The 26,591-nt window shown below is 67.5% G+C and carries 25 protein-coding genes and 2 pseudogenes; 13 read left to right on the top strand and 14 right to left on the bottom strand.

The window, feature by feature from the left end; genetic code table 11:
* Positions 1 to 131: 131 nt before the first annotated feature.
* The 4 genes from NFL01S_RS08535 (at position 132) to NFL01S_RS08520 (ending at position 4,811) form a co-directional block, all read left to right on the top strand.
* The gene (locus tag NFL01S_RS08535; protein WP_062973218.1) at positions 132 to 764 is read left to right on the top strand and encodes an O-methyltransferase; all 633 of its coding nucleotides are present in this window, start codon (positions 132 to 134) and stop codon (positions 762 to 764) included.
* Between the two features lie 557 nt (positions 765 to 1,321).
* A complete protein-coding gene (locus NFL01S_RS08530) occupies positions 1,322 to 2,080 on the top strand; it encodes a TetR/AcrR family transcriptional regulator (RefSeq protein WP_063915890.1) in 759 nt (252 codons plus the stop codon).
* A gap of 158 nt (positions 2,081 to 2,238) precedes the next feature.
* Positions 2,239 to 3,159 (top strand): ABC transporter ATP-binding protein, encoded by a 921-nt coding sequence (locus NFL01S_RS08525; RefSeq protein WP_062973216.1) that lies wholly within the window; start codon positions 2,239 to 2,241, stop codon positions 3,157 to 3,159.
* Positions 3,156 to 4,811 carry an ABC transporter permease gene (locus tag NFL01S_RS08520; RefSeq protein WP_157116373.1) on the top strand — a complete coding sequence of 552 codons (1,656 nt, stop codon included), beginning with the start codon at positions 3,156 to 3,158 and terminating at the stop codon, positions 4,809 to 4,811. The genes NFL01S_RS08525 and NFL01S_RS08520 overlap by 4 nt, the downstream gene beginning before the upstream one ends.
* Positions 4,812 to 5,154: 343 nt before the next feature.
* On the opposite strand, the gene glgC is transcribed toward NFL01S_RS08520, so the two are convergent.
* Complete coding sequence (gene glgC / locus NFL01S_RS08515) at positions 5,155 to 6,369, bottom strand: glucose-1-phosphate adenylyltransferase (protein WP_062973215.1); 1,215 nt, start codon at positions 6,367 to 6,369, stop codon at positions 5,155 to 5,157.
* Positions 6,370 to 6,433: 64 nt separating this feature from the next.
* On the opposite strand from glgC, the gene glgA reads away from it, so the two are divergent.
* Positions 6,434 to 7,660, top strand: a complete 1,227-nt coding sequence (glgA, locus tag NFL01S_RS08510; RefSeq protein WP_062973747.1) for a glycogen synthase — start codon at positions 6,434 to 6,436, stop codon at positions 7,658 to 7,660.
* Positions 7,661 to 7,726: 66 nt separating this feature from the next.
* Here the strand turns inward: glgA and NFL01S_RS08505 are convergent, their stop codons facing one another.
* From NFL01S_RS08505 to NFL01S_RS08460, 12 genes and pseudogenes are all read right to left on the bottom strand, one after another.
* Complete coding sequence (locus NFL01S_RS08505) at positions 7,727 to 8,131, bottom strand: group I truncated hemoglobin (RefSeq protein WP_062973213.1); 405 nt, start codon at positions 8,129 to 8,131, stop codon at positions 7,727 to 7,729.
* 98 nt (positions 8,132 to 8,229) lie between these two features.
* Entirely contained in the window at positions 8,230 to 9,138 is a 909-nt protein-coding gene (locus tag NFL01S_RS08500) for a putative RNA methyltransferase (protein WP_084492517.1), read from the bottom strand.
* Positions 9,125 to 9,292, bottom strand: coding sequence for a DUF3117 domain-containing protein (locus tag NFL01S_RS34235; RefSeq protein WP_064484472.1), 168 nt, complete (start codon positions 9,290 to 9,292; stop codon positions 9,125 to 9,127). The genes NFL01S_RS08500 and NFL01S_RS34235 overlap by 14 nt, the downstream gene beginning before the upstream one ends.
* A gap of 158 nt (positions 9,293 to 9,450) precedes the next feature.
* Positions 9,451 to 10,023, bottom strand: coding sequence for a DNA-3-methyladenine glycosylase I (locus NFL01S_RS08495; RefSeq protein WP_062973211.1), 573 nt, complete (start codon positions 10,021 to 10,023; stop codon positions 9,451 to 9,453).
* Positions 10,020 to 10,340, bottom strand: coding sequence for a DivIVA domain-containing protein (locus tag NFL01S_RS08490; RefSeq protein WP_062973209.1), 321 nt, complete (start codon positions 10,338 to 10,340; stop codon positions 10,020 to 10,022). Before NFL01S_RS08490 ends, NFL01S_RS08495 begins: the two co-directional genes overlap by 4 nt.
* 194 nt (positions 10,341 to 10,534) lie before the next feature.
* Entirely contained in the window at positions 10,535 to 11,671 is a 1,137-nt protein-coding gene (locus NFL01S_RS08485; protein WP_062973207.1) for an Mrp/NBP35 family ATP-binding protein, read from the bottom strand.
* Between the two features lie 103 nt (positions 11,672 to 11,774).
* On the bottom strand, positions 11,775 to 12,053 hold the full coding sequence (locus NFL01S_RS36800) for an RNA-guided endonuclease InsQ/TnpB family protein (RefSeq protein WP_245670576.1): 279 nt from the start codon (positions 12,051 to 12,053) through the stop codon (positions 11,775 to 11,777).
* 559 nt (positions 12,054 to 12,612) lie between these two features.
* Positions 12,613 to 12,687 (bottom strand): annotated as a pseudogene (locus NFL01S_RS36795) (helix-turn-helix domain-containing protein); the annotation flags it as partial.
* 111 nt (positions 12,688 to 12,798) lie between these two features.
* Positions 12,799 to 13,653, bottom strand: a complete 855-nt coding sequence (locus NFL01S_RS08475) for a lytic transglycosylase domain-containing protein (protein WP_062973743.1) — start codon at positions 13,651 to 13,653, stop codon at positions 12,799 to 12,801.
* 256 nt (positions 13,654 to 13,909) lie between these two features.
* Positions 13,910 to 15,319 carry a lytic transglycosylase domain-containing protein gene (locus NFL01S_RS08470; protein WP_245670575.1) on the bottom strand — a complete coding sequence of 470 codons (1,410 nt, stop codon included), beginning with the start codon at positions 15,317 to 15,319 and terminating at the stop codon, positions 13,910 to 13,912.
* 144 nt (positions 15,320 to 15,463) lie between these two features.
* Positions 15,464 to 16,075 carry a DUF1003 domain-containing protein gene (locus tag NFL01S_RS08465; RefSeq protein WP_062973202.1) on the bottom strand — a complete coding sequence of 204 codons (612 nt, stop codon included), beginning with the start codon at positions 16,073 to 16,075 and terminating at the stop codon, positions 15,464 to 15,466.
* Entirely contained in the window at positions 16,072 to 17,352 is a 1,281-nt protein-coding gene (locus tag NFL01S_RS08460) for a magnesium transporter MgtE N-terminal domain-containing protein (RefSeq protein ID WP_062973200.1), read from the bottom strand. Before NFL01S_RS08460 ends, NFL01S_RS08465 begins: the two co-directional genes overlap by 4 nt.
* A gap of 53 nt (positions 17,353 to 17,405) precedes the next feature.
* Here NFL01S_RS08460 and NFL01S_RS08455 point away from each other — a divergent pair, with 53 nt between their 5' ends.
* Genes NFL01S_RS08455 through NFL01S_RS08445 form a run of 3 tightly spaced genes read left to right on the top strand, consistent with a single transcriptional unit; the run spans position 17,406 to position 19,458 of the window.
* On the top strand, positions 17,406 to 18,350 hold the full coding sequence (locus NFL01S_RS08455) for an HpcH/HpaI aldolase/citrate lyase family protein (RefSeq protein WP_062973198.1): 945 nt from the start codon (positions 17,406 to 17,408) through the stop codon (positions 18,348 to 18,350).
* Between the two features lie 31 nt (positions 18,351 to 18,381).
* Positions 18,382 to 18,873, top strand: a complete 492-nt coding sequence (locus NFL01S_RS08450; RefSeq protein ID WP_033243303.1) for a YflT domain-containing protein — start codon at positions 18,382 to 18,384, stop codon at positions 18,871 to 18,873.
* Between the two features lie 3 nt (positions 18,874 to 18,876).
* A complete protein-coding gene (locus tag NFL01S_RS08445; protein ID WP_084492515.1) occupies positions 18,877 to 19,458 on the top strand; it encodes a suppressor of fused domain protein in 582 nt (193 codons plus the stop codon).
* A gap of 1 nt (position 19,459) precedes the next feature.
* Here the strand turns inward: NFL01S_RS08445 and NFL01S_RS08440 are convergent.
* A pseudogene (locus tag NFL01S_RS08440) lies at positions 19,460 to 20,525 on the bottom strand (magnesium and cobalt transport protein CorA).
* A gap of 62 nt (positions 20,526 to 20,587) precedes the next feature.
* Between NFL01S_RS08440 and NFL01S_RS08435 the strand changes: the two are divergent.
* From NFL01S_RS08435 to NFL01S_RS08410, 5 genes are all read left to right on the top strand, one after another.
* On the top strand, positions 20,588 to 21,442 hold the full coding sequence (locus NFL01S_RS08435; RefSeq protein WP_062973196.1) for a PHP domain-containing protein: 855 nt from the start codon (positions 20,588 to 20,590) through the stop codon (positions 21,440 to 21,442).
* A complete protein-coding gene (locus NFL01S_RS08430) occupies positions 21,439 to 21,705 on the top strand; it encodes a hypothetical protein (protein ID WP_062973194.1) in 267 nt (88 codons plus the stop codon). The genes NFL01S_RS08435 and NFL01S_RS08430 overlap by 4 nt, the downstream gene beginning before the upstream one ends.
* Before the next feature lie 506 nt (positions 21,706 to 22,211).
* Positions 22,212 to 23,417: an NAD(P)-dependent malic enzyme gene (locus NFL01S_RS08420; RefSeq protein WP_062973193.1), complete on the top strand. Its 1,206-nt coding sequence runs from the start codon at positions 22,212 to 22,214 to the stop codon at positions 23,415 to 23,417.
* 563 nt (positions 23,418 to 23,980) lie between these two features.
* Entirely contained in the window at positions 23,981 to 24,886 is a 906-nt protein-coding gene (locus NFL01S_RS08415; RefSeq protein WP_245670574.1) for a glycine betaine ABC transporter substrate-binding protein, read from the top strand.
* Positions 24,887 to 25,082: 196 nt separating this feature from the next.
* Positions 25,083 to 26,561 (top strand): DHA2 family efflux MFS transporter permease subunit, encoded by a 1,479-nt coding sequence (locus tag NFL01S_RS08410; protein ID WP_062973191.1) that lies wholly within the window; start codon positions 25,083 to 25,085, stop codon positions 26,559 to 26,561.
* Positions 26,562 to 26,591 lie beyond the last annotated feature (30 nt).

Raw genomic sequence — 26,591 nt, 5'->3', positions numbered from 1 at the left:
CCGCATTCGGTCGGCTGGTCTTGCGTGGGGCCTACTCTTCCCTGTTCCCGTGTGGGACGGGTGTGGGTATCCTGAGGGACACCTGAGAATGTTGCGACCAGCTTCGCCACGTTTGGCATAGCCTCGAGTGCGTGGCATCGAACCTGGAGCGAAATCTCGCCTACGTCGAAGAATCCGTCGTGGAGGACGAGGTACTCATCAGCGCCCGCGAGCGGGCCACCGAACTCGGTGCGGCCCCGGTGCCGCCGTCGGTCGGCGCACTCCTCAGTATGTACGCGCAGTTGCTGGACGCGCGGGCGGTGGTAGAGGTCGGGACCGGTGCCGGGGTCAGTGGGCTATGGCTGCTCGACGGTATGCGCGAGGACGGCACCTTGACCACCATCGATCCCGAGCCCGAACATCAGCGGGCCGCCAAGGAATCGTTCCGTGCGGCGGAAATCCCCCTCGCGCGAACCCGCCTGATCAACGGTCGCGCGCTCGACGTGCTGCCCCGGCTCGCCGACGGTGCCTACGACCTGGTCTTCGTGGACGGCGCGCCCATCGAGCATCCGCAGTACATCGCCGAGGCCGTCCGGTTGTTGCGGCCCGGAGGTGCGGTCCTGCTGCACAATGCGCTACTCGGCGGGCGGGTCCCGGATGTGGCGCATCGGGACGCCGCCACGCAGGCGGTGCGTTCGGCGACCCGGTTCATCGCCGAGGATCCGGGATTGACCAGTGTGCTCATTCCGCTGGGCGACGGGTTGCTCTGCGCATCGAAGGGGTAAGCGTCTCCCGGGCTCGCGCCCCCGCTGCGAACACCGCAATATGGTCCGCCGGCCGGATCACAGGGGGCGGCCGGCGTACGCGGTTTCGCTCTCGCTTCCGGTTCTGCTTCGGCGCTGTTGCGCAACGCGCCGCGATACTCGCCGGCCCGCGGTGTCGGGCCTGCTCGAGCCGCAGGTCCGAGTGTTCGGATTCTCCGCCGGTGCCGTGTTCATCTCGGCCTGCGGCCGATATCCCCTGGTCGTGGTCCGCGGCACGAGACGGTGGCGGACAGGTGATCGCGGGTGGCGCAACGGGCAGTCGGTTGGGACGGGCACGGCGCCTGCGGTTCGCCGCCGTCGGCGGTTGTGTTTCGGGCTGTTGACGGCGTGGTGTGCCGACCGGACGTGCGCGTCTGCTCTCGGGGTGCCCGGCGGCTGGCTGTAGTTGCAGGTAGTGCGGTTTTCGGTGTTCTCGTGGTGGGTTCGCGGAGTTGTGCCGTGCGTGAACCGATTCTTGACGAAATTTCTACGGGCAGACCCCTTGCACCCTGATTGAACAAGTGTTTAATGTATTGAACATGCGTTCAAGCGATGATCTGACCACCCGGGCACGTATCCGGGACGCAGCCCTCGCCCTGTTCGGAGAACAGGGCTTCGGCATCGGTGTGCGGGCTATCGCGAAGGCCGCAGGAATATCGCCCGGGCTGGTCAACCACCATTTCGGGTCCAAGGACGGATTGCGTCGCGAATGCGACGACTATGTACGGGGAGTGGTCCGTGACGCGAAGATGAACTTCATGAACCAGCCATCGGCCGGGAACATGCTGCAGCAGCTGGCCGAGATCGAAGAGTTCGCCCCGTTCATGGCCTATATGATGCGCAGCTTCCAGGCCGGCGGGGATCTGGCCGGCGCGTTGTTCGAGCACATGGTCGCCGACGTCGAGCAGTACCTGGAGGCGGGGATCGCTTCCGGTGTGGTGCGCAAACCGCAGGATCTGAAGGCGATGGCGCGTTATCTGGCCACGGTCAACGGCGGCGGCCTGCTGCTGTTCCTGCAAACGCATACTCCGCCGGACGGGGCGATCGACTACCGCCGGGCGCTTCGCGATTACGCCGACCAGATGATGCTGCCCGCCCTCGAGATCTACACCGAAGGCCTGCTGACCGATCCCTCGATGGTGGATGCACTTCGTGCGGCAGGGGCAGAGTCCGCAGCAGAACCGGCCACCGGATCGGCGGAAGACGCGGTCCGCGCTCCGCTGGGAAATCCGGGTGGCGCCGCGGACGATTCGGCTGCTGCACCGGGGGAGAAACCAGCCGATACCTTGCGGGACTAGCTGCGGCCGGAGCCCGGTGCCGTAGGCGATCCGGGCCCCGTGCGGCGGCGGGAACCGGCCGGTCGGCTGCCGATTGCGATATATCGCACAGCGGCCGAACGAGCCATGTGCACACACCTTCTCGCCTCTTTCTATTCGTATGTCTACAAGGAGATTCGATGATTTCGACAATTGAGATCCGGGATCTGCACAAACATTTCGGGCCGGTCCGCGCACTCGACGGACTGAATCTGGAGGTGTCCGAAGGCGAGATCCACGGTTTCCTCGGCCCCAACGGCGCCGGGAAATCCACGACCATCCGGATCCTGCTCGGACTGCTGGCACGTACCAGCGGCGAAGTACGGATGCTGGATCGCGACCCCTGGACGGACGCGGTATCGCTGCACCGCGAAATCGCCTACGTTCCCGGTGATGTGACCCTGTGGCCGTCGCTGAGCGGTGGCGAGACGATCGACCTCCTCGCATCGATGCGCGGCGGCCTCGATACCTCGCGGCGGGCCGAGCTGATCGAACGGTTCGAGCTCGACCCCCGTAAGAAGGCACGCACGTACTCGAAAGGCAACCGGCAGAAGGTCGCGCTCGTCTCCGCGTTCTCCTCACATGCCCGGTTGCTCCTGCTGGACGAGCCGACCTCCGGCCTGGATCCGCTGATGGAGCAGGTATTCCGCGAATGCGTCGCCGAGGCGGCCGCACGCGGTGCCACCGTACTGCTGTCCAGCCACATCCTGTCCGAGGTGGAAGCTCTGTGCGAGCGGGTCACCATCATCCGGTCCGGGCGCACGGTGGAAAGCGGCACCCTGGACTCCATGCGGCATCTGAGCCGCACCTCCATCACCGCGGAACTGACCGGAGATCCCGGCGATATCGCGGCGCTACCAGGGGTGGCGGATGTGAGCCTGGACGATCACATCCTGCGTTGCCAGGTGGATGGCGACAACCTCGCCGAACTGATCCGCATACTCGGCGATACCGGTGTGCGCAGCCTGATCAGCCGGCCGCCGACGCTCGAGGAGCTGTTCATGCGGCACTACTCGGTCAACGGCCGGGAATCCGGTGAATTGCAGGAGGTACGGAAATGACCACGGTGGTAGCCGGCGCCCGGCCGAGAATCTTCGATACGACCTCCGCGGGCACCGAATTCACCGGCACGCTCCGGTTGCTTCGGCTCTACCTGCGGCGCGACCGGATCGTCGCACCGCTGTGGATTCTGCTGTTGTCGGTGCCCTTGGGGTCGGTATATGTGGCCAGTATCGAATCGGTGTATCCGACTGCGGCCGATCGCGCCTCATTCGCGGCCACGATCCTGGCCAGCCCGGCGCAGCTGGCGATGTACGGGCCCGTCTACGACACCTCCACCGGTGCTGTCGGGATCTGGAAAGCCGGGATGTTCCACACTCTGATCGCCGTGGCCACCATCCTCACGGTGATCCGGCACACCAGGGCCGAAGAGGAATCCGGTCGCACCGAAGTGCTGGCCTCCACCTCCGTCGGCCGGTACGCGAGCCTGACGGCCGCACTACTGCTGGCACTCGGTGGTGCGCTGCTGGCCGGTCTCATCGGGGCGGCGAGCCTCACAGCGACAGGAGTCCCGGCCGCAGGCTCGCTGGCCTTCGGGCTCGCGCTCGCCGGGTCCGGCATGGTGTTCGCGGCAGTTGCCGCGGTGACCGCGCAGGTCTGTTCGGGTGCCCGGCTCGCTCGCGGGCTGGCGTTCGCGACGCTCGCGGTGACCTTCACCCTGCGTGCCGTGGGTGACGCGCAGGCCGGCGCGGGGCCGGTCAACCCGCTGACGTGGTTGTCGCCGCAGGGCTGGTCGCTGCAGGTCCGGCCGTATGCGGGCGACCGCTGGTGGGTGCTGCTGCTGCACCTGGCATTGCTGACGGTGACGGTCGCGGTGGCCTTCGCCCTGTTGCGGCGTCGCGATATCGGCGCGGGCCTGCTCACCGAACGGCTCGGGCCGGCCGCCGCAGGCCCCGCCCTGACCGGACCTTTCGGCCTGGCGGTCCGGTTGCAGCGCGGTGCGCTCCTCGGCTGGGGGATCGGGGTCGGGCTCTACGGCCTGGTGATCGGGAGTGTCGTCAACGGTATCGGCGACAGTTTCGGCAGCAACGAAACGCTGCGCGATCTGATCACCCGGATGGGGGGTACCGATTCGCTGGAGGATTCGTTCGTGAGCTACGCGTTCACCATGCTGGGGATCGCCGGCGCGGCCTACGCGATCTCGGCGGCGCTGCGGATGTTCGCCGAGGAAAACGGCCATCATGCCGAATCGGTGCTCAGTGGCGCCGTCGGCCGGATCCGCTGGGTGGCCTCGCATCTGGTGTTCGCCCTCGGCGGCCCGGTGGTGATCATGCTGACCGCCGGCCTGCTGGGCGGGCTGGCCTACGGGATCGCGGCCGGGGATATCGGCGCGACACTGCCCGCAATGCTGGCGGCCGCGCTGGTCCAGCTGCCCGCGATCTGGTTCTTCGCGGCGGTGACGGTCGCGCTGTTCGGGCTGGTGCCGCGCTGGACGCCGGTGGCGTGGGGGTTGCTGACCGCCGCGATCGCGGTCTTCCTGCTCGGTTCCATCTCCGGTGCCCCGCAATGGTTGCGGAATCTCGAGCCGTTCAGTCACGCACCGAAAGTGCCGGGCGTGGAGTACAGCGTCACTCCCACGCTTCTCGTCACGGCGTTCGCCGCGCTGCTACTGGTCGTCGGACTGACCGGGCTGCGCGGACGGGACGTGCGCTGACATTTGTGAAGGCTGCGGCCGTGTGTCCGGTTATCGCGACCGGAGGCACGGCCGCCGCTGCGCGTCCGGTACCCGGCGCGCCGAGCGCATCCGGGCGGCCGGAACCGAATACCACCCGCCCGCCGACGATCCCCGTGTGCTGCGGACCCCGGCCGGCCCGGGCCTCGGCGGGACGTCGCCGGTCGGTGCGGAGCCTGGATGCCGCGCCCGGTTTTCCGGGGCGCGTACATCGTCCCGTACACGCCGCTGTCGCCGGTGGCGGTGGCTATCGGGCGCGCGGTCGCCCAGCCCGTTGCCGCTTCGATTCCGTGTCCGGGCGGTGCGGTGCGGTGCGGGGGCCGGATCAGACCCAGGTGCCCTTGCCGACGGTGACCACACCGCCGTGGCTGATGGCGAACCTGCTGCGGTCGCGTTCCTGGTCCACTCCGATGATCTCGCCCTCGGACACCATCACGTTCTTGTCCAGGATGGCGCGCCGGACCACCGCGCCGCGCCCGATCCGCACGCCGGGCATCAGCACACTGCCCTCGACCGTGGCCCCCTCGTCCACCTGCACGTTCGCGCTGAGCACCGAATTGCGGACCGTAGCCGCCGACAGGATGCTGCCGGCCCCGACAATGGATTCCTGGGCCAATCCGCCGCGGGCGAACTTCGCGGGCGGCAGGTTCTCGGCGGCGCCGCGGATGGGCCAGTGCCGGTTGTAGAGGTTGAAAACCGGGTTCACCGACACCAGATCCATATGGGCCTCGTAGAAGGCGTCGATGGTGCCCACATCACGCCAGTAGCCGCGATCGCGGTCGGTGGCGCCCGGAACATCGTTATCGGCGAAATCGTAGACGGCGGCCTGTCCCGCGGCGACCAGGCCCGGAATTATATCGCCGCCCATATCGTGATCGGAATCGGAATTCTCCGCATCCGCCTTGATCGAATCCACCAGCACCTTGGTGGTGAACACATAGTTGCCCATGGAGGCGAAGGTCGCATTCGGGTCGTCGGGGATTCCCGGCGGATGGGCCGGTTTTTCCAGGAAGCCGGCGATACGCCCGGACTCGTCGGAATCTATACAGCCGAAAGCGCTCGCTTCGCTGCGCGGTACCCGGATACCGGCGACCGTGACTCCGGCGCCCGAATCGATATGGCTGGTGACCATCTGCTCGGGATCCATCCGATAGACGTGATCGGCGCCGAACACGACGATGTAATCGGGATCCTCGTCGTAGATGAGATTCAGCGACTGCATGATCGCATCGGCGCTACCGGTGTACCAGCGTGGCCCCAGCCGTTGCTGGGCGGGCACCGGGGTGATGTATTCACCGGCGAAACCGGACAGCCGCCAGGTCTGCGAAATATGACGGTCCAGGGAATGGGATTTGTATTGGGTGAGTACGCACAACCGGAGGAAACCGGCATTGACCAGATTGCTCAGTACGAAGTCGATGAGGCGGTAGGCCCCGCCGAACGGGACGGCCGGTTTGGCGCGGTCGGCAGTCAGGGGAAAGAGTCGCTTGCCCTCGCCACCGGCGAGCACGATTCCGAGTACGTGCGGCTGGCTCCTCACAATGCCAAACCTACCGAACCAGGTGGTCGGGGTATATCGGCCGCTCGGCGGCTACCGTGAATCCGTGAGTTTCGGTTCCAGCGGTGCGGACGCCGCGCCCGGGTCGTCGGCGGGTGATCCACTACGGGTGGCCGTGCTGACCCGGGAATATCCGCCCGAGGTATACGGCGGGGCGGGCGTGCATGTCACCGAACTGGTGGCCCGGTTGCGCCGGATGAGCACGGTGACCGTGCACTGTATGGGTGTGCCGCGGGCGGCGGCCCGGGTGCACGATTCGGATCCGGCGCTGGCGGGGGCCAATCCGGCTCTGCAGATGATGTCGGCGCAGCTGCGGATGGCCGACGCCGTGGGCGCGGTGGACCTGGTTCATTCGCACACCTGGTACGCCGGGCTGGCCGGGCATCTCGCGGCAACGCTGTACGGGATCCCGCATGTGGTCACCACGCATTCGCTGGAACCGCGCCGGCCGTGGAAGGCCGAACAGCTCGGTGGTGGATACCGGCTGTCGTCGTGGTCGGAGCGTAACGCGCTGGAGCACGCCGATGCGGTGATCGCGGTGAGCGACTGGATGCGCCGCGATGTCCTCGACGCCTACCCTGCCCTGGACCCGGCCCGTGTGCACGTGGTGCGTAACGGGATCGACGCGGATGTCTGGTACCCCGGTCCGCCCGCGCCCGGCAGCCGCCGGATCCTGGACGAACTGGGGGTCCGTGCGGACCGCCCGCTGGCGGTGTTCGTCGGCCGGATCACCCGCCAGAAAGGCGTCGGTCATCTGCTGGCCGCGGCGCGGGAGATCGACCCGGAGATCCAGCTGGTCCTGTGCGCCGGCGCCCCGGACACCCCGCAACTGGAGGCCGAGGTCGCGAGCGCCGTGGCCGGTTTGCACCGGCAGCGCGACAACCTTTTCTGGGTGCGCGAGATGCTGCCCACCGAACAGATCCGCCAGCTGCTGGCCGCGGCCACGGTGTTCGTCTGCCCGTCGGTCTACGAACCACTCGGGATCGTCAATCTCGAGGCGATGGCCTGCGCTACGGCGGTGGTCGCCTCCGACGTGGGCGGTATCCCCGAGGTGGTCGCCGACGGCGGCACCGGGCGGCTGGTGCATTTCGACGCGGGTGAAACCGCGGCCTATGAGCACGCGCTGGCCGCCGCGATCAACGAGCTCGCCGGCGACCCGGTACGCGCCGCCGAACTCGGGTCCGCCGGCCGCGACCGTGCGCGGGCGGAGTTCGACTGGTGCCGGATCGCCGAACAGACCTTGAATGTCTACCGCACGGTGGCGAAACCTTGAGCCGAGCCCGCGGTCGGTGCCATTCGACGTTCTGCGGCTACCGGTACGCGCCGGGGCCCAGCCGGATCAGGTCGAAGCACCTCCGGAGGTGATGTCATCGGCAAGCGGTGCCACCGCCCCGATGATCTCGCCCACCGTCTCCTCGTCCACTCCGGCGGCCGTGAGCGCGTCGGTCAGATGCCCGGCCACCGAGTCGAAATGTTGCCGGGTGATACCCCGGCCCTGATGTACCTGCTTCATCGGTGCACCGGTGTAGGGATCCGGGCCGCCGAGTGCCGCGGCGAAGAATTCGACCTGCTTGCCGCGCAGCCGGGACATATTCGTCCCGGTGAAGAAACCGGCGAGTTCGTCGTCGGCGAGGACCCGGGTGTAGAAATCGGCGACGACGGCTTCCAAGGCCTCGTATCCGCCGATCCGGTCGAAGATGGTGGTGGGGGTGGCTGTCTTCTTGCCGAATGTCGGTATCCGCATGCACCAAGCACATCAGGCCGGCGTTACCCGGCGGTCAGGCCGATGTCGCAACTGGATTGCCCTGTGTAGCAGCGCGATTGCCCGGTTCTCACAGTCGATTATGCGTCGCGGTGAGAACCGGTACCGGCCGCCGCAGGTATCGCGGTATAGGTGCTCACCGTGACCGATGCCGTCACCTCGAAAGGTTCCGGTAGCTGGGCGCCGGTGGCCGCCGTGTGGTGGGCGGAGGGCCCCATCGCCACGAGGTGGGCGATATCGGCGCGGGTCAGTGTCATCGAATACTCGACCGCGCGACTGTCCACCCGGGTGAACAGGCCGGCCATCCCGTCGGCGAGACGCCGCTCTTTATCGGGGTCGACGGTGACCATTCCGATCGGGCCTATCAATTCCGCCAGATGCCGGACGGTAGGGGTCACCACGAAATACCGGCCACCGGGCGCGAGGCAACGGGCGACGGCTGCCGGGTTCCGCGGTGCGAACACCGAGAGCGCCGCCGTCAGGGTGTGGTCCTGCATCGGAAGGCCACGCCAGGCATCGGCCACCAGTGCCGCGGCGCGGGAATGCGCGCGGGCGCAGCGGCGGCCGGCGGGTTTGGCGATATCCAGCGCGATACCACGGGCAGTGGGCAGCGCATCGAGGACATGCGCCAGGTAATAACCGGTGCCTGCGCCGATATCCGCGATCACCTCGGTACCGGGAGGCGGTGCGGTGGCATCCCGCACGGCCATCGCTGCTTCGGCCACCGCCGCGGCGATCGGCTCGAAGAATCCGGTGCCCTGGAAAGCGGCGCGTGCTTCGAGCATCTCGGCGGTGTCACCGGTGAGTTTGGTCGCGGCGCCGGCGAGCAGGCTGACATAACCCTGCCGGGCGATATCGAAACTGTGGCCGAGTTCGCAGCGCAGCACCCGGCCGCCGAAATCCAGACCGCGGCCGCATACGGGGCAGCTCAGTACCTCGGCGACCGCGGCCAGCGCCGATTCCTCGGCGGTATCGCTAGCCGGTGACACTCTTCAATTCGTCACCCAATGCCGCGGCTTCGTCGGGCGTGAGTTCAACGACCAGACGCCCGCCACCCTCGAGCGGAACCCGCATAACGATCCCACGACCTTCCTTGGTTGCCTCGAGGGGACCGTCCCCGGTACGGGGCTTCATGGCCGCCATCCTCTGCTCCCTCCAGATCTGCGCGGTATGCTGCGCACTTGCTCGGATCTCCGGTTGTCACCAACCGGGCGGTCCGCCGGTTGAGGCGACGGACCGCACCCGATCCATTCTTCCCTATCGCAGGAGATGGCGGATACTCGACGTCCAAATGTGACCGGTCAGCCGAGGCCGGTGTGCCGGGTATCGACCCAGCATTCGGACAGATGATCGTCCACCATTCCGGTCGCCTGCATCAGCGCGTACGCGGTGGTCGGCCCGACGAAGCGGAAACCACGCCGCTTCAATTCTTTTGCCAGTGCGGTGGATTCGGGCGTCACCGCAGGAATATCGCCTATTTCGCGGGGGCGCGGCCGGGGTGGCGGAGCGAACGACCAGAGCAGTTCGTCCAGGCCGGTATCGAGGTCGCGGGCGACTTTCGCATTCGCGATACAAGCATCGATTTTGGCGCGATTGCGCACAATCGCGGGATCGGCCAGCAGTCGCTCGCGGTCGGCATCACCGAATTCGGCGACCCGGTCGATCACGAATCCGGCGAACGCCGACCGGAACGCGGGGCGTTTGCGAAGAATAGTGATCCAGGACAACCCCGACTGGAAGGCCTCCAGGCACAGCCGCTCGAACAGGGCGTCGTCGCCGTGTAGCGGGCGGCCCCACTCCTGATCGTGGTAGTCGCGGTAGATCTGGGAATCGACCGACCACGGGCAGCGAACCAGGGTATCGGTGGCGGTCACGAGCGGTCCTGGCCTGTTGCCGCACCGGTGCTCGCGGACTGTGCTTCGGCGAGCTGGGCCTGTAGTTCATCGATCCGCGCGGCCAGCCGGGCCAGTGCCCAATCGACCTCGCCGGCCTTGTACCCGCGCACGACCTGCTGGAACCGCAGGGCCCGCACATCGGCGCCGGAGATATTCTCCACCGGCAGAATCGTCGCGGTGGTGCCCTCCGGTAGTGGCCCCAGCTCCTCCGACCGGCCGAAGAGCGCACCGGCCAGCAGGAACAACACCGTGGCCACCAAACCCACGATCGAGACGTACAGCAGCAGGGTGAGCATGGGCCGAGTCTAGGTGTGCCCGCCGACAAGGTTCGCGGGTCGCCCTGCCCGCCGAGTTTGCCCTCGATCGTGGCCGGCCGGGTGAACTCGCGGCAGGCCCAGCGCATGGCAGTGACAACGAGGCGGCTCAGCCTTCCGGCCGGGCTGCCGCGACGTCCGGGTAACTCGCCGATCGGTGCCGGAAGCCGAGTGTTTCAGAGGTGACGAGTCGTATCGATGCCGAGCGACATACCGGCCAGGCCCCGGCGGCGGACCGCGAGCTTGTCGGCGACCGCGCGCAGGGCGACAGAGGCGGGGCTGTCCGGATCGCGCAGCACGATGGGCGTACCCTCGTCGCCGGCCTCACGCACCGCCTGTTCGATCGGGATCTGGCCGAGCAGCGGCACCTCGGCGCCGACGGCGCGGGTGAGCCGGTCGGCGACCGCCTGCCCACCGCCGGAGCCGTACAGTTCCATCCGGCTGCCGTCGGGCAGATCCAGCCAGGACATGTTCTCCACCACCCCGGCGATCCGCTGCCGCGTCTGCAAGGCGATGGCGCCTGCGCGTTCGGCGACCTCGGCGGCGGCGATCTGCGGGGTGGTGACCACCAGGATCTCCGCGTTCGGGATCAGCTGAGCGATGGAGATCGCCACATCGCCGGTACCGGGCGGCAGATCCAGCAGCAGAACGTCCAGATCGCCCCAGAACACATCTGCCAGGAACTGCTGCAACGCGCGGTGCAGCATCGGGCCGCGCCACACCACGGGGGTGTTGCCCTTGGTGAACTGCGCGATCGAGATCATCTTCACGTCGTGCGCGACCGGCGGCATGATCATCCGCTCGACCTGGGTGGGCCGGGCATCGGTGCCGAGCATCCGCGGGATGGAGTGGCCGTAGATATCGGCATCCAGTACCCCGACCGACAGGCCGCGGTCGGCGAGCGCGGCGGCGAGGTTCACCGTGACGCTCGACTTACCGACCCCGCCCTTTCCGGACGCGACCGCGTACACGCGGGTGAGCGAACCGGGCTGGGCGAACGGGATCACCGGTTCGGCGGAATCGCCGCGCAGCTGCTTGCGTAGTTCGGTGCGCTGTTCGTCGCTCATCACATCGAGCTCGACCGATACCGCACCGACTCCGGGCACATCGGCGACCGCGGTACTCACCCGCTGGGTGATCTCGGTGCGCAACGGGCATCCGGCGGTGGTCAGGAAGACCTCGATATGAACATTGCTGTCCGGATCGATCCCGATGCTTTTCACCATGCCCAGTTCGGTGATCGGTTTGCGGATCTCCGGGTCGTCGACCTTTGCGAGGGCGCCCCGCACCTCCGCTTCCGTTACCACTGGCATGCTGCCGATGGTAGTGCCTTGACTTCCTCCCGGCCGTGGACGGTCGGGTTTCCTCCCGAACCTCGCGGCCCTGAGGTTCCTGCTTCACCGGGTGTGCCGTCCGCTATGCGGCCGGACTTACCGCCCCTCCACAAGCGTTTCGACTCTCCGCAAGCCCTGCGGCGAGAATATTGCGAGCAGCATTCAAGTCACGATCGTGGACAACACCACACGTGCACGTCCATTCCCGCACATGCAACGGCTTGGCGTCTCCGACCAGCCCACATACCGAACACAACCGGGTCGAGGGAAACCAGCGATCCACCCTGCCGAAGGTACGGCCGTACCGGACGGCTTTCTCCTCCAACAGCCGGGTGAACATCCCCCACCCGGCATCGTGCACCGACTTCGCCGGGCGGGTCCGTGCGAGACCCTTCACGTTCAAGTCCTCCACGAACCGCGAACGTCGCCAGACCGAGGTCGATACCGACCTCTGAGTCGACCTCGGGCAAGGCCCGATCGTCGATCATGACCACGAACGACGCGAAATACCGGCCCGCCGAATCCTTGACAACGGTGACCGACGACAACTCCCGCGACCACGCCACCTTCAACTCGCCGACCTTCGCCACGTACAGCTTCCGATTCGCCCGCAGAGTGAATCCGTTGCGGGTAAGCCGAATCGCCTGGCGATTATCCTTCCGGGACCGGAACCGCGGTTTGCCGAGTCTTTGGCCCTTCCGTTTCCCCGACAATGAGTCGAACCAGTTCCGATATGCCGCCCGCGCGTCCTGGCAGGCTTGTACCAGAACCACCGACGACACCCCGGCCGGCCACGACCGCTCCGAAGTATGTTCGGCGTCCGTGACTACCCGCCGCTGAACCTCGGTATCCGACAACTTCAGCCCGGCCGCGTGCGCATGTTCGCGGGCACGGAGATTGCCGTTGTACACCACTCGCGCACACCCGAACGCCTGCGCCGGCGCGACCCGCTGACCCGGCGTCGGGTAGACGCGGAAGTTGTACCGAAGCTGCACCCGCGCACGGTGACAACCAACACCGACACAAACCCCTCGAGCCCTGATCGCGAAGCTGTTGATGCGCTGTCTCGGCTCTGAAGAACTGGGCTCACACGCTACGTTTCACGGTCAGATCTTGGGGAGTTCCGCGGGCTGGGGTGCGATCCCGGTCTTGTACGACTGGGCCCAGGCCATGACGTTCGCGACATAGGCCATCGAGTTGTTGTAGCGCAGGATGGCCCTGGTCTGCTGGGCGGGATCGTTCATATCCAGATCGCCGGAGCACAGGTATTTACCGGCGGTCAGGGTCGCGTCGTAGTAGTTCTGCGGATCGGAGATCCCGTCGCGGTTGCCGTCGGCCGCGTAATGTGTCCAGGTTTCCGGCAGGAACTGCATCGGGCCCACCGCGCGGTCATAGCCGCCGTAGCCGTCGAGCGCACCACCGTCGGAATCGTGGATGACATTGTTGCCCGCCAGGCTGCCGTCCAGCGCCGGACCGAACACCGGGGACAGCGCGTTACCGTCGGCGTCCGCCTTGCCGTTGTACATATGGGTGGATTCGACGCGGCCGATACCGGCCAGCGTCGTCCAGGACATATTGCAGCCGGGGTTCTCGTCGGCCAGGATCTGCTCGGCCTGGAGATAGGCGTCCTGGGCGATCCCCGGGATACCCGATGCGGCCACCGGGAGGTCGTTACGGGCCCGATTGGGATCCAGCGCAACCGTTTTCACCTCGACCGGCGCCTCCGGGGACTGTTTGGCCATGGCGTGCATCACCGTGTCGTCGAACGAGGCGGGCGCCATGGCCCGACCGGGGGCGGCGCCCACGGCGGACATATGCATCTCGACCGAGGCCGCGGTGGGATCGGTGGCCATCGCCGCTGCGGCATTGGTGGCCACTACACCCGCCGGTACCAAACCGGTGAGTGCGATAACCGAACCTCGGGTAACAGTGGCAGGTTGTTGTTTACGGTGACGCCCCACGTGCTCAAAGCCCTTCATCTCAACCACAAGCCTGCGGCCCCGGCCGGACTCGTTGCCCGGCCGTGACCTTCGCCGTCGAGACTACCGCATCCGAGACCAGTTCGTTACTACCTCGTGACCATCAATTCGGCGTGAATGCGACGTCGGGTGGGGAGGGAAACGGCGGCGTCGCATACGGACCCGGCGCCGGCCACAACGGAGCCGGGCTGCGGTGGATGCTGTCCGGCCGGCGGGCGACACCGCCGGCCGGGAGTTGTCAGGCAGGCGGGGCGGGTTCGGCCGGAGACGGCGCGGGAGCGGTCTCGATGGGCGGTGGTGGCGGTACCGCGTCCGCGGGGGTGGGGGCCGCCGGGCCGGGAACCAGCGCGATCGGCAGCGGGATGACCAGCCCGCCCGGCAGGGTGATGGAGGGTGGTGCGGGCGCCGGAGCCGCCTGTACCTCCGGATTGTGCGCCGGCGGGGGTGGTGCCGCCTGGTTCTGCGGGGCCTCTTGTGGTGCAGGTGCTCCCGGTGCGGGTGCTTCGGGTGCCGCGGGAGCCGGGGCTCCGGGCGCAGCCTGGGTGCCCGGGCCCGCGGGTGCGCCCGGGGTCGCGGGATCACCGGGGGCGGCAGGTGCGCCGGGGCCGGGTGCGGGGAGCGCTTGGCCGACCTTCGGCGACCCCGGCGCGGGCGGGCAGAGCAAACCGCAGGGGATGGGCGGCAATCCGGGGATACGGATCATGGGTTCGGGCCGCGGGGTCTGCACCGCCAGTTCGGGTGGGGGCGGCGGCACCGGTGTATCCGTCTGTGCCGCCAGTAGGTCCGGCGATCCGGGCGGCAACTCGCTGGGGGCGCTGCCGGGCGGGACGAGCCCCGGGGAGGGGATAACCGGCGCAGCCCGGCCGCCGGTGCGGTAGGCCGCCGACCAGCTCAGCACCTCGGCCGCATACGACATCGAGTTGTTGTAGCGCAGGACGGCGCGCAGTTCCTGTTGCGGGTCGCGCAGATTCAGCCCGCCCGAGCAGAGATACTTGCCGGCGCCCAGGGCGGCGTCGAAGACGTTGTGCGGATCGGCGTGGCCGTCGGCGTTGCCGTCGGCGGCGTAGCGCGACCAGGTGCCGGGCAGGAACTGCATGGGACCCAGCGCGCGGACGTAGCCACCGTCGGTGGCTCGGATGATCTCGTTCCCCGGCAGCGTGCCGTCCAGTGCCGGGCCGAAGATGGGCGGGTTGGTGGTTCCCGCGGCGTCGGTGCGCCCGTTGCTCGCATGCCCCGATTCGATACGGCCGATACCGGCGAGCAGGTTCCAGGTGAGTCCGCAGCCGGGGGTCGAGGACTGCAGGGCCAGTTCGGCGTTGCGATAGGCGGCCAGCACGATCTCCGGGATGCCGAACGCGCCACTGCCGCTGGGCAGGGCGATACTCTGTAACGGAACGGTACCGGCGAAGGGTGGGATTCCGTCGGCCGGTACCGGGCTCAGGGCCCGGAGTTTCCGGGGCGTGGTGGGTTCGACCGGCAGCATTCCGAGTGTCTGGGTCAATGGGGCTTCGGTATCTTCGGCGGCGTCTCCGGCCTGATCGGCATTCGTCGCGAGTCTGGCTCCGGGAGCTTCCGGCGGGGTCGACGACATGGTGGTGTGGACGGCGGAACCACTCGCTACCAGGCCCGCCATGACCAGAGCCGACATTGCCACAGGGGTAGGTATCCGCATTCGGCTCCACCGTTCCTCTATGTCACAGGTGAGCGACCGTCTCGGACATTCCCGTACGGCGCGCTCGGGACAACGTGATCCAGGTTACCTACCGGTCAGGAGCATATTGCGGATTTCCGGTCATTCATCGGCGACAGGCGGTGAAATCGGGCCCGTAACCGCCTTGTGACCGGAGGTTTTCTTGCGTTTCGGCTTGGTTGCTTTGTCCGGGCCGCGCGTCGGCCCGACTCCCGTCGTGTACTCGATCCGCTCCAGTGCATCGCGGATCTCGTCGAGTTCGCGGCGCAGATAATCACGGGTCGCGACCTCGCCCACCGCCAGGCGCAACGCCGCGAGTTCCCGGGCCAGGAACTCGGTGTCGGCCTTGGTCTGCGCGGCTCGCAGCCGGTCCTCCTCGAGGGAGACCCGGTCGCGGTTGTCCTGCCGGTTCTGCGCCAGCAGGATCAGCGGCGCGGCATAGGCTGCCTGGGTGGAGAACGCCAGGTTCAACAGGATGAACGGGTAGGGATCCCAGCGCAGCGTGATCACGAAAACGTTCAGCACGATCCAGACGATCACCACCACCGTCTGAATCGCGAGATAACGTCCGGTGCCCAGGAATCGGGCGATCCGTTCGCTGCCGCGTGCCAGTGCTTCGGCATCCCAATCGAAGCGGAACCTGGTTCCGACGGGGGTCTCCAGTCGCTGCCGCGCACTGGAGACCGCCCGCCCGGCCGTGCTCTTGTCGGTCACGGACGCACACCTTCGTACAGTTGTTCGTCCTCACGCCAGTCGGGTGGCAGCAGATGGTCGAGGACATCGTCCACGCTTACCGCACCGAGCAGATGGTTCTGTTCGTCGACCACCGGACCGCACACCAGGTTGTAGGTGGCGAAATATCGGGTCACCGCCGCGAGCGGCAGTTCCGGCCGCAGAGTCGCCAGATCGGCGTCCAGGATTCCGCCGACCAGATGCGCCGGCGGTTCGCGTAACAACTGCTGCAGGTGGACACACCCCAGATAGCGGCCGGTCGGGGTGGCCGTCGGTGGACGCACGACGAACACCACCGACGCCAGCGCGGGTGTCAGATCGGGGTTGCGGACCCGGGCCAGCGCCTCGGCCACCGTGGTCGACGGCGAGAGGACCACCGGTTCCGGCGTCATGAGCCCGCCCGCGGTATCCGGTGAATGTTCGAGCAGCCGGCGCACCGGCTCGGATTCCTGCGGATCCATCAGAGTCAGCAGAGATTCGGCCTCGTTCTCCGGCAGGCCACCCAGCAGATCGGCGGCGTCGTCGGGGTCCATCGCCTCGAGGACATCGGCCGCGCGGGTCATCTCCAGCTGGCCGAGCAGGTCCAGCTGGTCGTCACCGGAGAGTTCCTGGACGACATCGGCGAGCCGCTCGTCGTCGAGGGCGAGCGCCACCTCCAGGCGTCGTTTGGCGGGCAGTTCCCGCAACATATGCGCGACATCGGCGGCGCGCCGGCCTTCGAACTGCTCCAGCAATGTGCTGACGTCCTGGCCCGGGCGGTCGATCTCGTACGGTGTCAGGCCCTCGACCCGGGCCCAATCAACCACATGCACCGTGCGCCGCCGCCCCAGCCGGCGATGCCCGCGCACCGCGACCCGGGCGACCCGCCAGTCCCGGGTGCGGGTCAGCGTGATTCCGAGATCGACCACGAACACATCGACCCCCGCCAGATCCGGCAGGTCGGGATCGTCGACCTGCACGGTGGAATCCACGATCTGCGCCATGGCCAGCAGCTCTCCGGGGCGCTGCGCGAAACGCCGCAGGCTGACATTACCGGTGTTCAGTGTGACCGAACCGGGTTCGATATTGGTGACCCGCAGCATCGGGACGAAGATCCTCCGCCGTGTCGGCAATTCCACCACCAGACCGTGCACACGCGGTTCCTGCCGGTCGTACCGGACGGCCACCACGACGTCGCGTACGCGGCCGATAGACTCGCCGTCCGGCCCCAGCACCGCCAGGCCGGTCAGCCTGGCGATGTACACCCTGGTAGCTGCCATGAGTGCCAGGCTAGATGTTCCGGGGCCGGACCGGGCCGACCACAGGAGTGTTGATGAAGCCGCGCCGTTCCGTCCTTGCCGTGCCGGGCAGCAACCCGAAAATGATCGCCAAGGCCAAAGGCCTGCCGGTCGACGAGGTGTTCCTGGATCTCGAGGATGCCGTCGCCCCGGGGGCGAAAGCCGCCGCCCGCGCCAATATCGTGGCCGCCCTCAACGATTCCGGCTGGGGGGAGCAGTTGCGGGTGGTCCGGGTGAACGACTGGACCACCCAGTGGACCTACGCCGATGTGATTTCCGTGGTCGACGGCGCCGGTACTGCGCTCGACGCGATCCTGCTGCCCAAGGTCACCGACGCGGGTCAGGTGCGGGCCCTGGATCTGCTGCTGAGCCAGTTGGAACGCGCCAACGGGATCCGACCCGGCCGGATCGGCATCGAACCACAGATCGAGAATGCGCTGGGGCTGCGCAATATCGACGAGATCGCCACCGCAAGCCCCCGGGTGCAGACGCTGGTCTTCGGTCCCGCGGACTTCATGGCGAGTATCAATATGCGCACCCTCGTGGTCGGCGAGCAGCCCGAGGGCTACGACACCGGCGACGCCTACCACCACATCCTGATGACCATCCTGCTCACCGCGCGCGCCCACGGCCTGCAGGCCATCGACGGTCCCTATCTGCAGATCCGCGATATCGACGGTTTCCGGCGCGCGGCCGGACGCACCGCCGCCCTGGGCTTCGACGGGAAATGGGTGCTGCACCCGAGCCAGGTCGACGCCGCCAACGAAATCTTCAGTCCCCGGCAGGCCGATTACGACCACGCCGAAATGATCCTCGACGCCTACGCCTATCACACATCTGCCGAGGGCGGCGCGCGCGGAGCCGCGATGCTGGGCGACGAAATGATCGATGAGGCCAGCGCGAAAATGGCGGTCGTCATCGCGGAAAAAGGCCGCGCCGCCGGGATGAAGAGAACAACAACGTTTACCGCCCCCGAATAGCCGGACGAGCTCGAGACGGCACAATGGAATCATGACGAATCCCCTGGGGAGCTCGAATCGCGGCAGACAGGGTCTGCCCACGCCGCCTTCGGGATGGCCGGTCGGTTCGTACCCGACCTATGCCGAAGCGCAGCGTGCCGTGGATTATCTGGCGGACAACCAGTTCCCGGTGCAGAACGTGACGATTGTCGGCGTCGATCTCATGCAGGTCGAGCGGGTGTTGTACCGGCTGAACTGGGGCAAGGTCATCGGCGGAGGTGTGGTGTCCGGCGCCTGGCTCGGCTTGTTCCTCGGTTTGCTGCTGAGCTTGTTCACCACCAACGGGATGGCGGGTCCGCTGCTGGTGGGCCTGGTCGGCGGCATTATTTTCGGGGTCATCTCCACCACGATCCCGTACGCCGCGACCCGCGGTCAGCGTGATTTCGCGTCGACCATGCAATTGGTGGCGGGCCGCTACGACGTGCTGTGCGATCCGAAAACCGCCGAACAGGCGCGGGATATGCTCGCCCGGCTGGCCATCTAGCGGATGGATGTGATCGAGCGGGTACGCGCCGCTGTGACGCGCCATTTCGAGGTGGATACGGCCGCTGTGGACACTGCGTCGGTGACGTTCCTGGGGCTCGAACCCATCGAGATCCTGCGGATCCCCGGTGACGGCGTGGTGCATTACGCGACCGTCGGCGGCTCCCGGCATCCGATGGGTGATCCGTCCGACGTCCTGGCCGACCCGGTCCGCGGGCCGCGGGCCGAACTGCTGCTCACCCTGCGGGCCGGATCGGGTGGCGGCGCCGGGGTGGCCCGGTCGCTGGGGGTGCTCGCCGCGTCACCCGCGGTGGAAGGTGTTGTCCTGCAGGCGGACGCTCTACTGGATGTGGGTGAGCCGCTGTGGCGTGATGCCCCGTTCACCGCAGTACTGCTCGGTGCCGGGGAGATACCCGACGTGGAGTTACCCGAACCTGCCGATCCCGTTCACTACTTCGCGGTGACGCCGGTGACGGCCACCGAAGCCGCATGGGTGCGCCTGCGTGGCGCGCAGGCGCTGCGCGAGGCCTGGGCCGAAGCCGGGATCGATGTGCTGGACCCGGCCCGCGGTGCGGCCTCGTTGTGATTCAGAGCCAGTTGTTGCGGTGGAACAGTGCCGGCAGGGTGCCGCAGACGGCGAAGATGAACAGGAGCACCACCGGATAACCCCAGGTGGTTTTCAGTTCCGGCATATGTTCGAAATTCATTCCGTAGATTCCGGCAATCATGGTGGGTACGGCAGCCACCGCAACCCACGCCGATATCTTGCGCATATCCGTATTCTGCTGAACGGTGATCTTGGCGAGTGCCGCGTTGATGAGTGAGCTCAGCGCATCGTCGAAATCGGTGATCCGTTCCGCGACCGCGGTGTGATGGTCGGCGACGTCACGCAGGTAGCGGCGGATCTCCGCATCCAACGGCAGGTCCGTGTTGTGGACCAGAGTGTGCAGCGGCAGGGCCAGTGGATTCACTGCCCGGCGTAGTTCCACTACTTCCCGTTTGAGCTGATAGATCGATTCGACGGTGACCGAGGAGTGAAGTTTTCTTCTTCCATGGCGTCGATATCGATTCCACCGATTGCACGACCTCGATATAGGAGTCGACCACATGGTCGGCTATCGTGTGCAGGACCGAGCCGGGGCCCAGGCGTAACCGCTCGGGATCCGCCTCCAGCCCGCGCCGCACGACCGAAAGCGGTGAATGTTCGCCGTGCCGGACGGCGATCACGAAATCGGGCGCGATGAATATCAGCAGCTCGCCGGTTTCCACGATCTCGCTGACGCTGTGCAGTTCGTGATCCCGGTGGGCGACGGTACGCATGACCATCACCAGCGTTGTGTCGTAGCGTTCCGGTTTCGGTCGCTGGTGGGCCTGTACCGCGTCCTCGACGGCCAGGGCGTGCAAGCCGAACGTTTCGGCGATCTCGGCCATCTGGGCATCATCGGGATCGTGCAGGCCGAGCCGGACGAATCCGCCGTGCTCACGCGCGGCGGCGAGTGCACTTCTTCGGGTGTGCCGTCCGGGGAGCCGCTCACCGTCCACATTGACAGCGCAATCGACGACCGCGCGGGCAGTGGGCACCCGGATATACGAGACCGAACGAGAAGACCGCGACCGTCCCGGACTGTGGAACGGCAGCGGCAGGGAGGGCACGAGGCGATGCCAGCCCGCCACCGCGACCGGCCCCGGGAGCCCGCACTGACAGACTGGACGGCGTGCGCATCGACCTGCATACCCACACCACCGCCTCCGACGGCACCGATACTCCGGCCGATCTGGTGCGGAACGCGGCTGCTGCCGGTCTGGACGTGGTCGCGATCACCGATCATGACACCACCGCCGGCTGGGCCGAGGCCGAGGCGGCGTGCCCGGCCGGTTTATCGCTGGTCCGGGGGATGGAAATGTCGTGTATCGGCCGCGGGATCGACGGCTGGCCGGTATCGGTGCATCTATTGGCCTACCTGTTCGACCCGGCCGACACGGGTTTCGCGGCCGAACGTGAACGGCTACGTGGCGAACGGGTCCAGCGCCTACGCGCCATGGCCGAGCAGATGGCCGCCGACGGGCTACCCGTGGACCCGGACGCCGTGCTCGCTTCGGCCGGCCCCGCCGCAGGACGCCCGCATCTGGCCCGCGCATTGGTGGAGGCGGGGGTCGTGCCCAGCGTGGAAGCCGCTTTCGCGCAGTTGCTGTCCGCGAACGGCCCTTACTACGTGGAGAAGGCCGATACACCGCTGCACCGGGCGGTGGAGATGATCGCCGACGCAGGTGGGGTGAGCGTGCTCGCGCACGGCCGGGCCCGTTCGCGCGGCCGGCTGCTCGACCTCGCGGAGATCCCGGATCTCGCCGCACTGGGGCTGGGTGGGCTGGAAATCGACCACCCCGACCACAATGCCCGGGATCGGACCGCGCTCCGGGAACTGGCCGGTGAATACGGCCTGCTCACGACCGGGTCCTCGGACTATCACGGTGCGAACAAAACCATCGCGCTGGGCGCGTGCACCACCGATCCGGCACAGTTCGAGAAGCTCGCCGGCCGAGCCACCGGTGTGCCGGTGCTGGCGTCATGAAAGTCCTGCGCGGGCTCAGCGGGTCCATTGCGGCGGGGTTGGTCGTCCTGGCGTGCGTCGTGGTGGGCGCGGCGATGATCGGCGCGCGCCGCGGGTTCCCGGGACCGGGGGCGGAATCGGTCGGCTGGCATATTGCAATCGCTGCGATAGCCGTTGCGGCGCAGGTTTATTCGGATCGCAACCGTGGTGCCGCGATATTCGTTGTCGCCGTGTTCGTTCTGGGCGCCGCAACACTGCTGCTGTGGACGCAGTGGTGGATCTAGCCGGACGGACAGATTTCACGGCGCGTACCGCCGGCGCCACCCGGGTTCTCACCCCGGGCTTCCCGGAGCCGGGAGTTTCCCCTTACGGGAAGGTAATGCCCGCGACTTAGGCTGAGCCGGTGGTGTTCGATACACGATCCGCGGTGCCGGTTTGGCGTTCCGCACCGGACCTGGCACAATGTTGCGGATTCCCGATCGTTGCCACCGCCGGGTCGGGGATATCGGGCGCCCACCGCCACGCGACGCACCATCGCAGCCGGAGCCGGGCGCCGGTCGAGTTCTGCCGGACCAACCCGTCCGAAATCCGCCCGGAGGGCAGCTGCCCGAAGTCAGTGCTGCCACCTTTCGTCTCGCCCCGGACTCTGCGGGCCTCCGGGTTACGGCACCACCGGGAAACATCCTGGTCGCGCCACCGATGAACGATATGACGCAGATAACACCAAATACCCGGCGGTAACCGTCCACCGGTTACGACCGCAACCAGCAGGAGTGAAAACGTGTCCTCTGTGACTGACGCACCGAACGCCACCGCCAGCAAAAATGAGGCTGCAGACCTCGCGGCGATCACTCACGAGGAGATCTTCGCCGGTCACCTCGGGGGCAAGCTCTCGGTTGAGCTCAGCTCGCCCCTGGAGACCCAGCGCGACCTATCGATCGCCTATACCCCGGGGGTGGCGCAGGTGAGTCGCGCTATCGCCGAGGACGAAAAACTGGCGAAGCGCTACACCTGGACCGACCGCCTGGTGGTCGTCGTGAGCGACGGCTCCGCGGTGCTCGGCCTCGGCGATATCGGCCCGCGTGCCTCCCTGCCGGTGATGGAGGGTAAATCGGCGCTGTTCAAGAAGTTCGCCGGGCTCGATTCCATCCCGATCGTGCTCGACACCAAGGATGTCGACGAAATCGTCGAAACTCTGGTGCGCCTGCGGCCCAGCTTCGGTGCCGTGAACCTCGAAGACATCTCCGCGCCGCGCTGCTTCGAAATCGAGAAGCGGGTCGTCGAAGCGCTCGACTGCCCCGTGATGCACGACGACCAGCACGGCACCGCCATCGTGGTGCTGGCGGCGCTGAACGGCGCCGCCAAGGTGCAGGGCCGGCCGACCTCGGACCTGAAGGTCGTCGTCTCCGGCGCCGGCGCCGCGGGTGTCGCGTGCACCAATATCCTGCTCGCCGCCGGTATCCCCGATGTGACCGTGCTCGATTCCAAGGGCATCGTCGGCCGCGACCGCACCGACCTCAACGCGGTGAAGGCCGATCTCGCCGAGCGCACCAACCCGCGCGGCCTCACCGGCTCCGCGGCGGATGCTCTCACCGGCGCCGATGTGTTCCTGGGCCTGTCCGCGGGCACCATCGCCGAAGACCTCATCTCCTCGATGGCACCGGAATCGATCGTGTTCGCCATGTCCAACCCGGACCCGGAGATCCACCCGGACGTCGCCCGCAAGTACGCCGGGATCGTCGCCACCGGCCGCAGTGATTTCCCGAACCAGATCAACAATGTGCTGGCCTTCCCCGGTGTGTTCAAGGGCGCGCTCGACGCGGGTGCCCGCCGGATCACCGAGGGAATGAAGATCGCCGCCGCCGACGCGATCCTCGGCGTGGTCGCCGACGAGCTCGCGGTCGACAAGATCGTGCCCAGCCCGCTCGACCCCCGGGTCGCCCCGGCTGTCGCCGACGCGGTCGCCGCCGCCGCCCGCGCGGAAGGCGTTGCCTGATAGATCGTTCCGCCTTACCCGGGCGGTAACCCAGCTGCAGCACCCGGTCGTCACCAATGACCGGGTGCTGTAGTTTTTGGCGCTGTAGTTTCGGCCCCTACTCCGTCGGCGCGGGGCTTCGGCCCCCTTGCCCCCGCTTCCGCATTCGACACTCGCGGCTGCGCCGAATCGCTTCGAGCACGGAAAGCAGGGACGGGCCAAAACCTCACAGGGCCTCGCTGAACTCGGCACCATCGTTGGCTGTGCGAGGGCGGGAGGCCGAGCCGAATGGTGCTGCCGCCTGGAACGGGCGCAGCGCCGAGGGGGCCGTGCCAGGTTTCGGTCGCCGCTGCAGGGCCCGTCGGCTTCCTTGCTCGGCGATGAGTTCGGTGCAGCGGCCGGCTTGCGGCACCCGCAAGCGAGTACCGGGGTAAGGGCCGGATCATGGGCGTGGACACGCGTATCGCATCGCGGACGCGGGTGGAGGCTGTGGGGTGCGGATCGTTGGAAGCGTGCGCGCCGGTAGATTCGGGGGCTGTCGAGGCGCCCGGGACCGGGTGCGGCAGGCTGGTTACGGGAAGTGGGTGTCGCGCGCGATGGTGCTGACCGCGTCGGTGCGTGTGGTGGGGCGGATGCTGGTACCGGCACTTGCGGTGCTGGCTGTTTCCTGCGGATCCGGGGAGGCCGCCGATCCGCTGGTGGTGGGGGCGCAGCAGTCGGCGCAATCCCGGGTGCTGGCCGAGATCTATGCGCAGGCGCTGGCACGGACGGGGGCGGCGGTCCGGGTCGAGCCCGGCCTCGGGGATCGCGCCGAGATGCTGACCGCATTGGCGGCGGGGAACGTCGCGGTGGCGGCCGATCACAACGGTGCGTTGCTGGCCGAGCTGAATATCGGTGCGGATGCCGAGACGGTCGAGGCCGTGACCGGGGAACTGAACGGTTCGCTGCCCCAGGACACCGTTACCGCCGATCCCGCCGACGGCGCCGATTTCGAACCACGGGTGCTGGTCACCACTGCCACTGCCGGACAACACGGAATCGGGTCGGTCGAAGATCTGGCGAATCGGTGTTCGGGGCTGACCGCGGGTATCGCGGCGGTGCCGGGCCTGCTGGACCTTCCCGCGGCCGCAACGCGGATCTCGGGATGCGAATTCGCCGCGACTCACCAGTTCACCGACCCCGCCGAACTGCGGCGCGCCCTGGTCGACGGCCGGATCCAGGTGGCCGTGCTGGGGGGTCCGGCCGAATTCCTGCCCGGTGGCACCGACGGCCTGACCGTGCTGGCCGATTCCGGGGAGGCGATCCGCGCCCAGAACCCGGTTGCTGTTCTCCGCAAGGGGGTGCTGGACGAGGTGCAGGCCGAGAAGCTGAACTATGTGGCCGGTGAACTGACCACCGGCGAACTCGCCGCACTGGTGCTGCGTGTGCGCGACGAGGGTGCCGAGCCGGCGGAGCTGGCACGAACCTGGCTGGACGCGCACAGTCTGTAGCACAGGTTACGATCGGTCCGAAATGCCCGGAATGTTGGCGCGGCCCGCGATGTCGTACCTGTAGTCCGGAGTGAGACGGCATGAACCGTTGCCGCGTGCCACTGGCCGGTGGCCGATGGCGGGCCGGGTGACGCGGCGCACCGCGACAGATCCATGGGCCGGCGCATCCCGCGCCGCCGGGACAGGAATGGAACCTATGCCCACTCAACGTAATCCGTGGCTTGCCTTGGGCGCCCTGGTCGTCGGGTTCTTCATGATCCTGCTCGATGTGACCATCGTGGCAGTCGCGAACCCGGCGATCATGGCCGATCTGCACGCCGATATCTCCAGCGTCATCTGGGTGACCAGCGCCTATCTGCTCACCTACGCGGTACCGCTGCTCATCACGGGACGGCTCGGCGACAGGTTCGGCCCCAAGAACATCTATCTGGTCGGCCTGACGGTGTTCACGCTGGCCTCGCTGTGGTGCGGGCTGTCCGGCGATATCGAAACCCTGATCGCGGCACGTGCGGTGCAGGGGCTGGGTGCCGCGCTCATGACACCGCAGACCATCGCGGTGATCACCCGGACCTTCCCGCCGGACGGCCGCGGCGCCGCGATGGGTCTGTGGGGTGCCGTCGCCGGACTGGCGACCCTGATCGGCCCGATTATGGGCGGGGTGCTGGTCGACGGTCTCGGCTGGGAATGGATCTTCATCGTCAACGTGCCGGTCGGGATCGTCGCGTTCGTGCTCGCGGTCTGGCTGGTGCCGTCCCTGCCGACCCATGAGCACAAATTCGACCTGCTGGGGGTCGCGCTGAGTGCGACCGGCATGTTCTTGCTGGTGTTCGGTATCCAGGAGGGCAACGCCAACGATTGGTCGGTCATCATCTGGTCGATGATCGGCGCCGGGCTGGCGGTGCTGGCCGTTTTCCTGGTGACCCAGGCACGTGGGTCCGGGGAACCGCTGCTCCCGCTGAGCCTTTTCCGCGATCGCAACTTCTCGATGTCGAATGTGGCCATCGCGAGTATGGGCGCGGCGACCACCGCGGTGATGGTGCCGATCTACTTCTATCTGCAGGCCGTGCACGGTATGACGCCCACCCGATCCGCACTGGTCCTCGCCCCGATGGCGATCATCTCGGGTGTGGCGGCACCGGTGGTGGGCAAGTTCTCGGGCCGGTGGCATCCCCGGCTCATCCCGACCGTGGGGTTCGGGTTGTTCGCGATAGCGGTTGCCTGGCTGGCACTGGTGATGCGGAGCCCGCACGCGAATATCACCTGGATGGTGCTCGCGGGTGCGGTCGCGGGCCTGTCCAACGCGTTCATCTGGGCGCCACTGGCCACCACCGCGACCCACAATCTGCCGATACCTCAGGCCGGGGCCGGTGCGGGGGTCTACAACACGACCCGGCAGGTGGGTTCGGTGCTCGGGAGCGCGGCCATCAGTGCCTTGATCGCGGCCCGGATGACTGCCGAGGGCCTGGGCGGTGCCCCGGCCGGTGAAGCGATGGGAACTGCCCAGGTCCCAGAAGGGGCGCGGCAGGCGTTCAGTTCGGCGCTGAGTGCCGCAACGTTCCTACCAGCCGCGCTGCTGTTGATCGGTGTCGTGGCATCCGCGCTGTTCATTCGTAATCCCGTAGTCCGCCCGGCGGATCCGGCGGACGCGCCCCCGGCGGACTCGGTGAACCGATAGCCCGACCGTGGTCTTCTTGTGTGAGCAGGG

This window comes from Nocardia flavorosea NBRC 108225, assembly GCF_001613385.1.
GTDB lineage: Bacteria > Actinomycetota > Actinomycetes > Mycobacteriales > Mycobacteriaceae > Nocardia > Nocardia flavorosea.
The sequence above is the reverse complement of the archived record's forward strand: the minus strand, read 5'-3'. Positions and strand labels throughout refer to the sequence as shown.

Bases quoted from the DNA above. Each gene is read 5' to 3' on its own strand.
- NFL01S_RS08530 (WP_063915890.1), top strand. From the start codon at position 1,322: ATGCGTTCAAGCGATGATCTGACCACCCGGGCACGTATCCGGGACGCA.
- NFL01S_RS08525 (WP_062973216.1), top strand. From the start codon at position 2,239: ATGATTTCGACAATTGAGATCCGGGATCTGCACAAACATTTCGGGCCG.
- NFL01S_RS08520 (WP_157116373.1), top strand. From the start codon at position 3,156: ATGACCACGGTGGTAGCCGGCGCCCGGCCGAGAATCTTCGATACGACC.
- NFL01S_RS08505 (WP_062973213.1), bottom strand. From the start codon at position 8,131: ATGCGGATACCGACATTCGGCAAGAAGACAGCCACCCCCACCACCATC.
- NFL01S_RS34235 (WP_064484472.1), bottom strand. From the start codon at position 9,292: ATGGCGGCCATGAAGCCCCGTACCGGGGACGGTCCCCTCGAGGCAACC.
- NFL01S_RS08490 (WP_062973209.1), bottom strand. From the start codon at position 10,340: ATGCTCACCCTGCTGCTGTACGTCTCGATCGTGGGTTTGGTGGCCACG.
- NFL01S_RS08485 (WP_062973207.1), bottom strand. From the start codon at position 11,671: ATGCCAGTGGTAACGGAAGCGGAGGTGCGGGGCGCCCTCGCAAAGGTC.
- NFL01S_RS08470 (WP_245670575.1), bottom strand. From the start codon at position 15,319: ATGTCGGCTCTGGTCATGGCGGGCCTGGTAGCGAGTGGTTCCGCCGTC.
- NFL01S_RS08460 (WP_062973200.1), bottom strand. From the start codon at position 17,352: ATGGCAGCTACCAGGGTGTACATCGCCAGGCTGACCGGCCTGGCGGTG.
- NFL01S_RS08455 (WP_062973198.1), top strand. From the start codon at position 17,406: ATGAAGCCGCGCCGTTCCGTCCTTGCCGTGCCGGGCAGCAACCCGAAA.
- NFL01S_RS08450 (WP_033243303.1), top strand. From the start codon at position 18,382: ATGACGAATCCCCTGGGGAGCTCGAATCGCGGCAGACAGGGTCTGCCC.
- NFL01S_RS08445 (WP_084492515.1), top strand. From the start codon at position 18,877: ATGGATGTGATCGAGCGGGTACGCGCCGCTGTGACGCGCCATTTCGAG.
- NFL01S_RS08430 (WP_062973194.1), top strand. From the start codon at position 21,439: ATGAAAGTCCTGCGCGGGCTCAGCGGGTCCATTGCGGCGGGGTTGGTC.
- NFL01S_RS08410 (WP_062973191.1), top strand. From the start codon at position 25,083: ATGCCCACTCAACGTAATCCGTGGCTTGCCTTGGGCGCCCTGGTCGTC.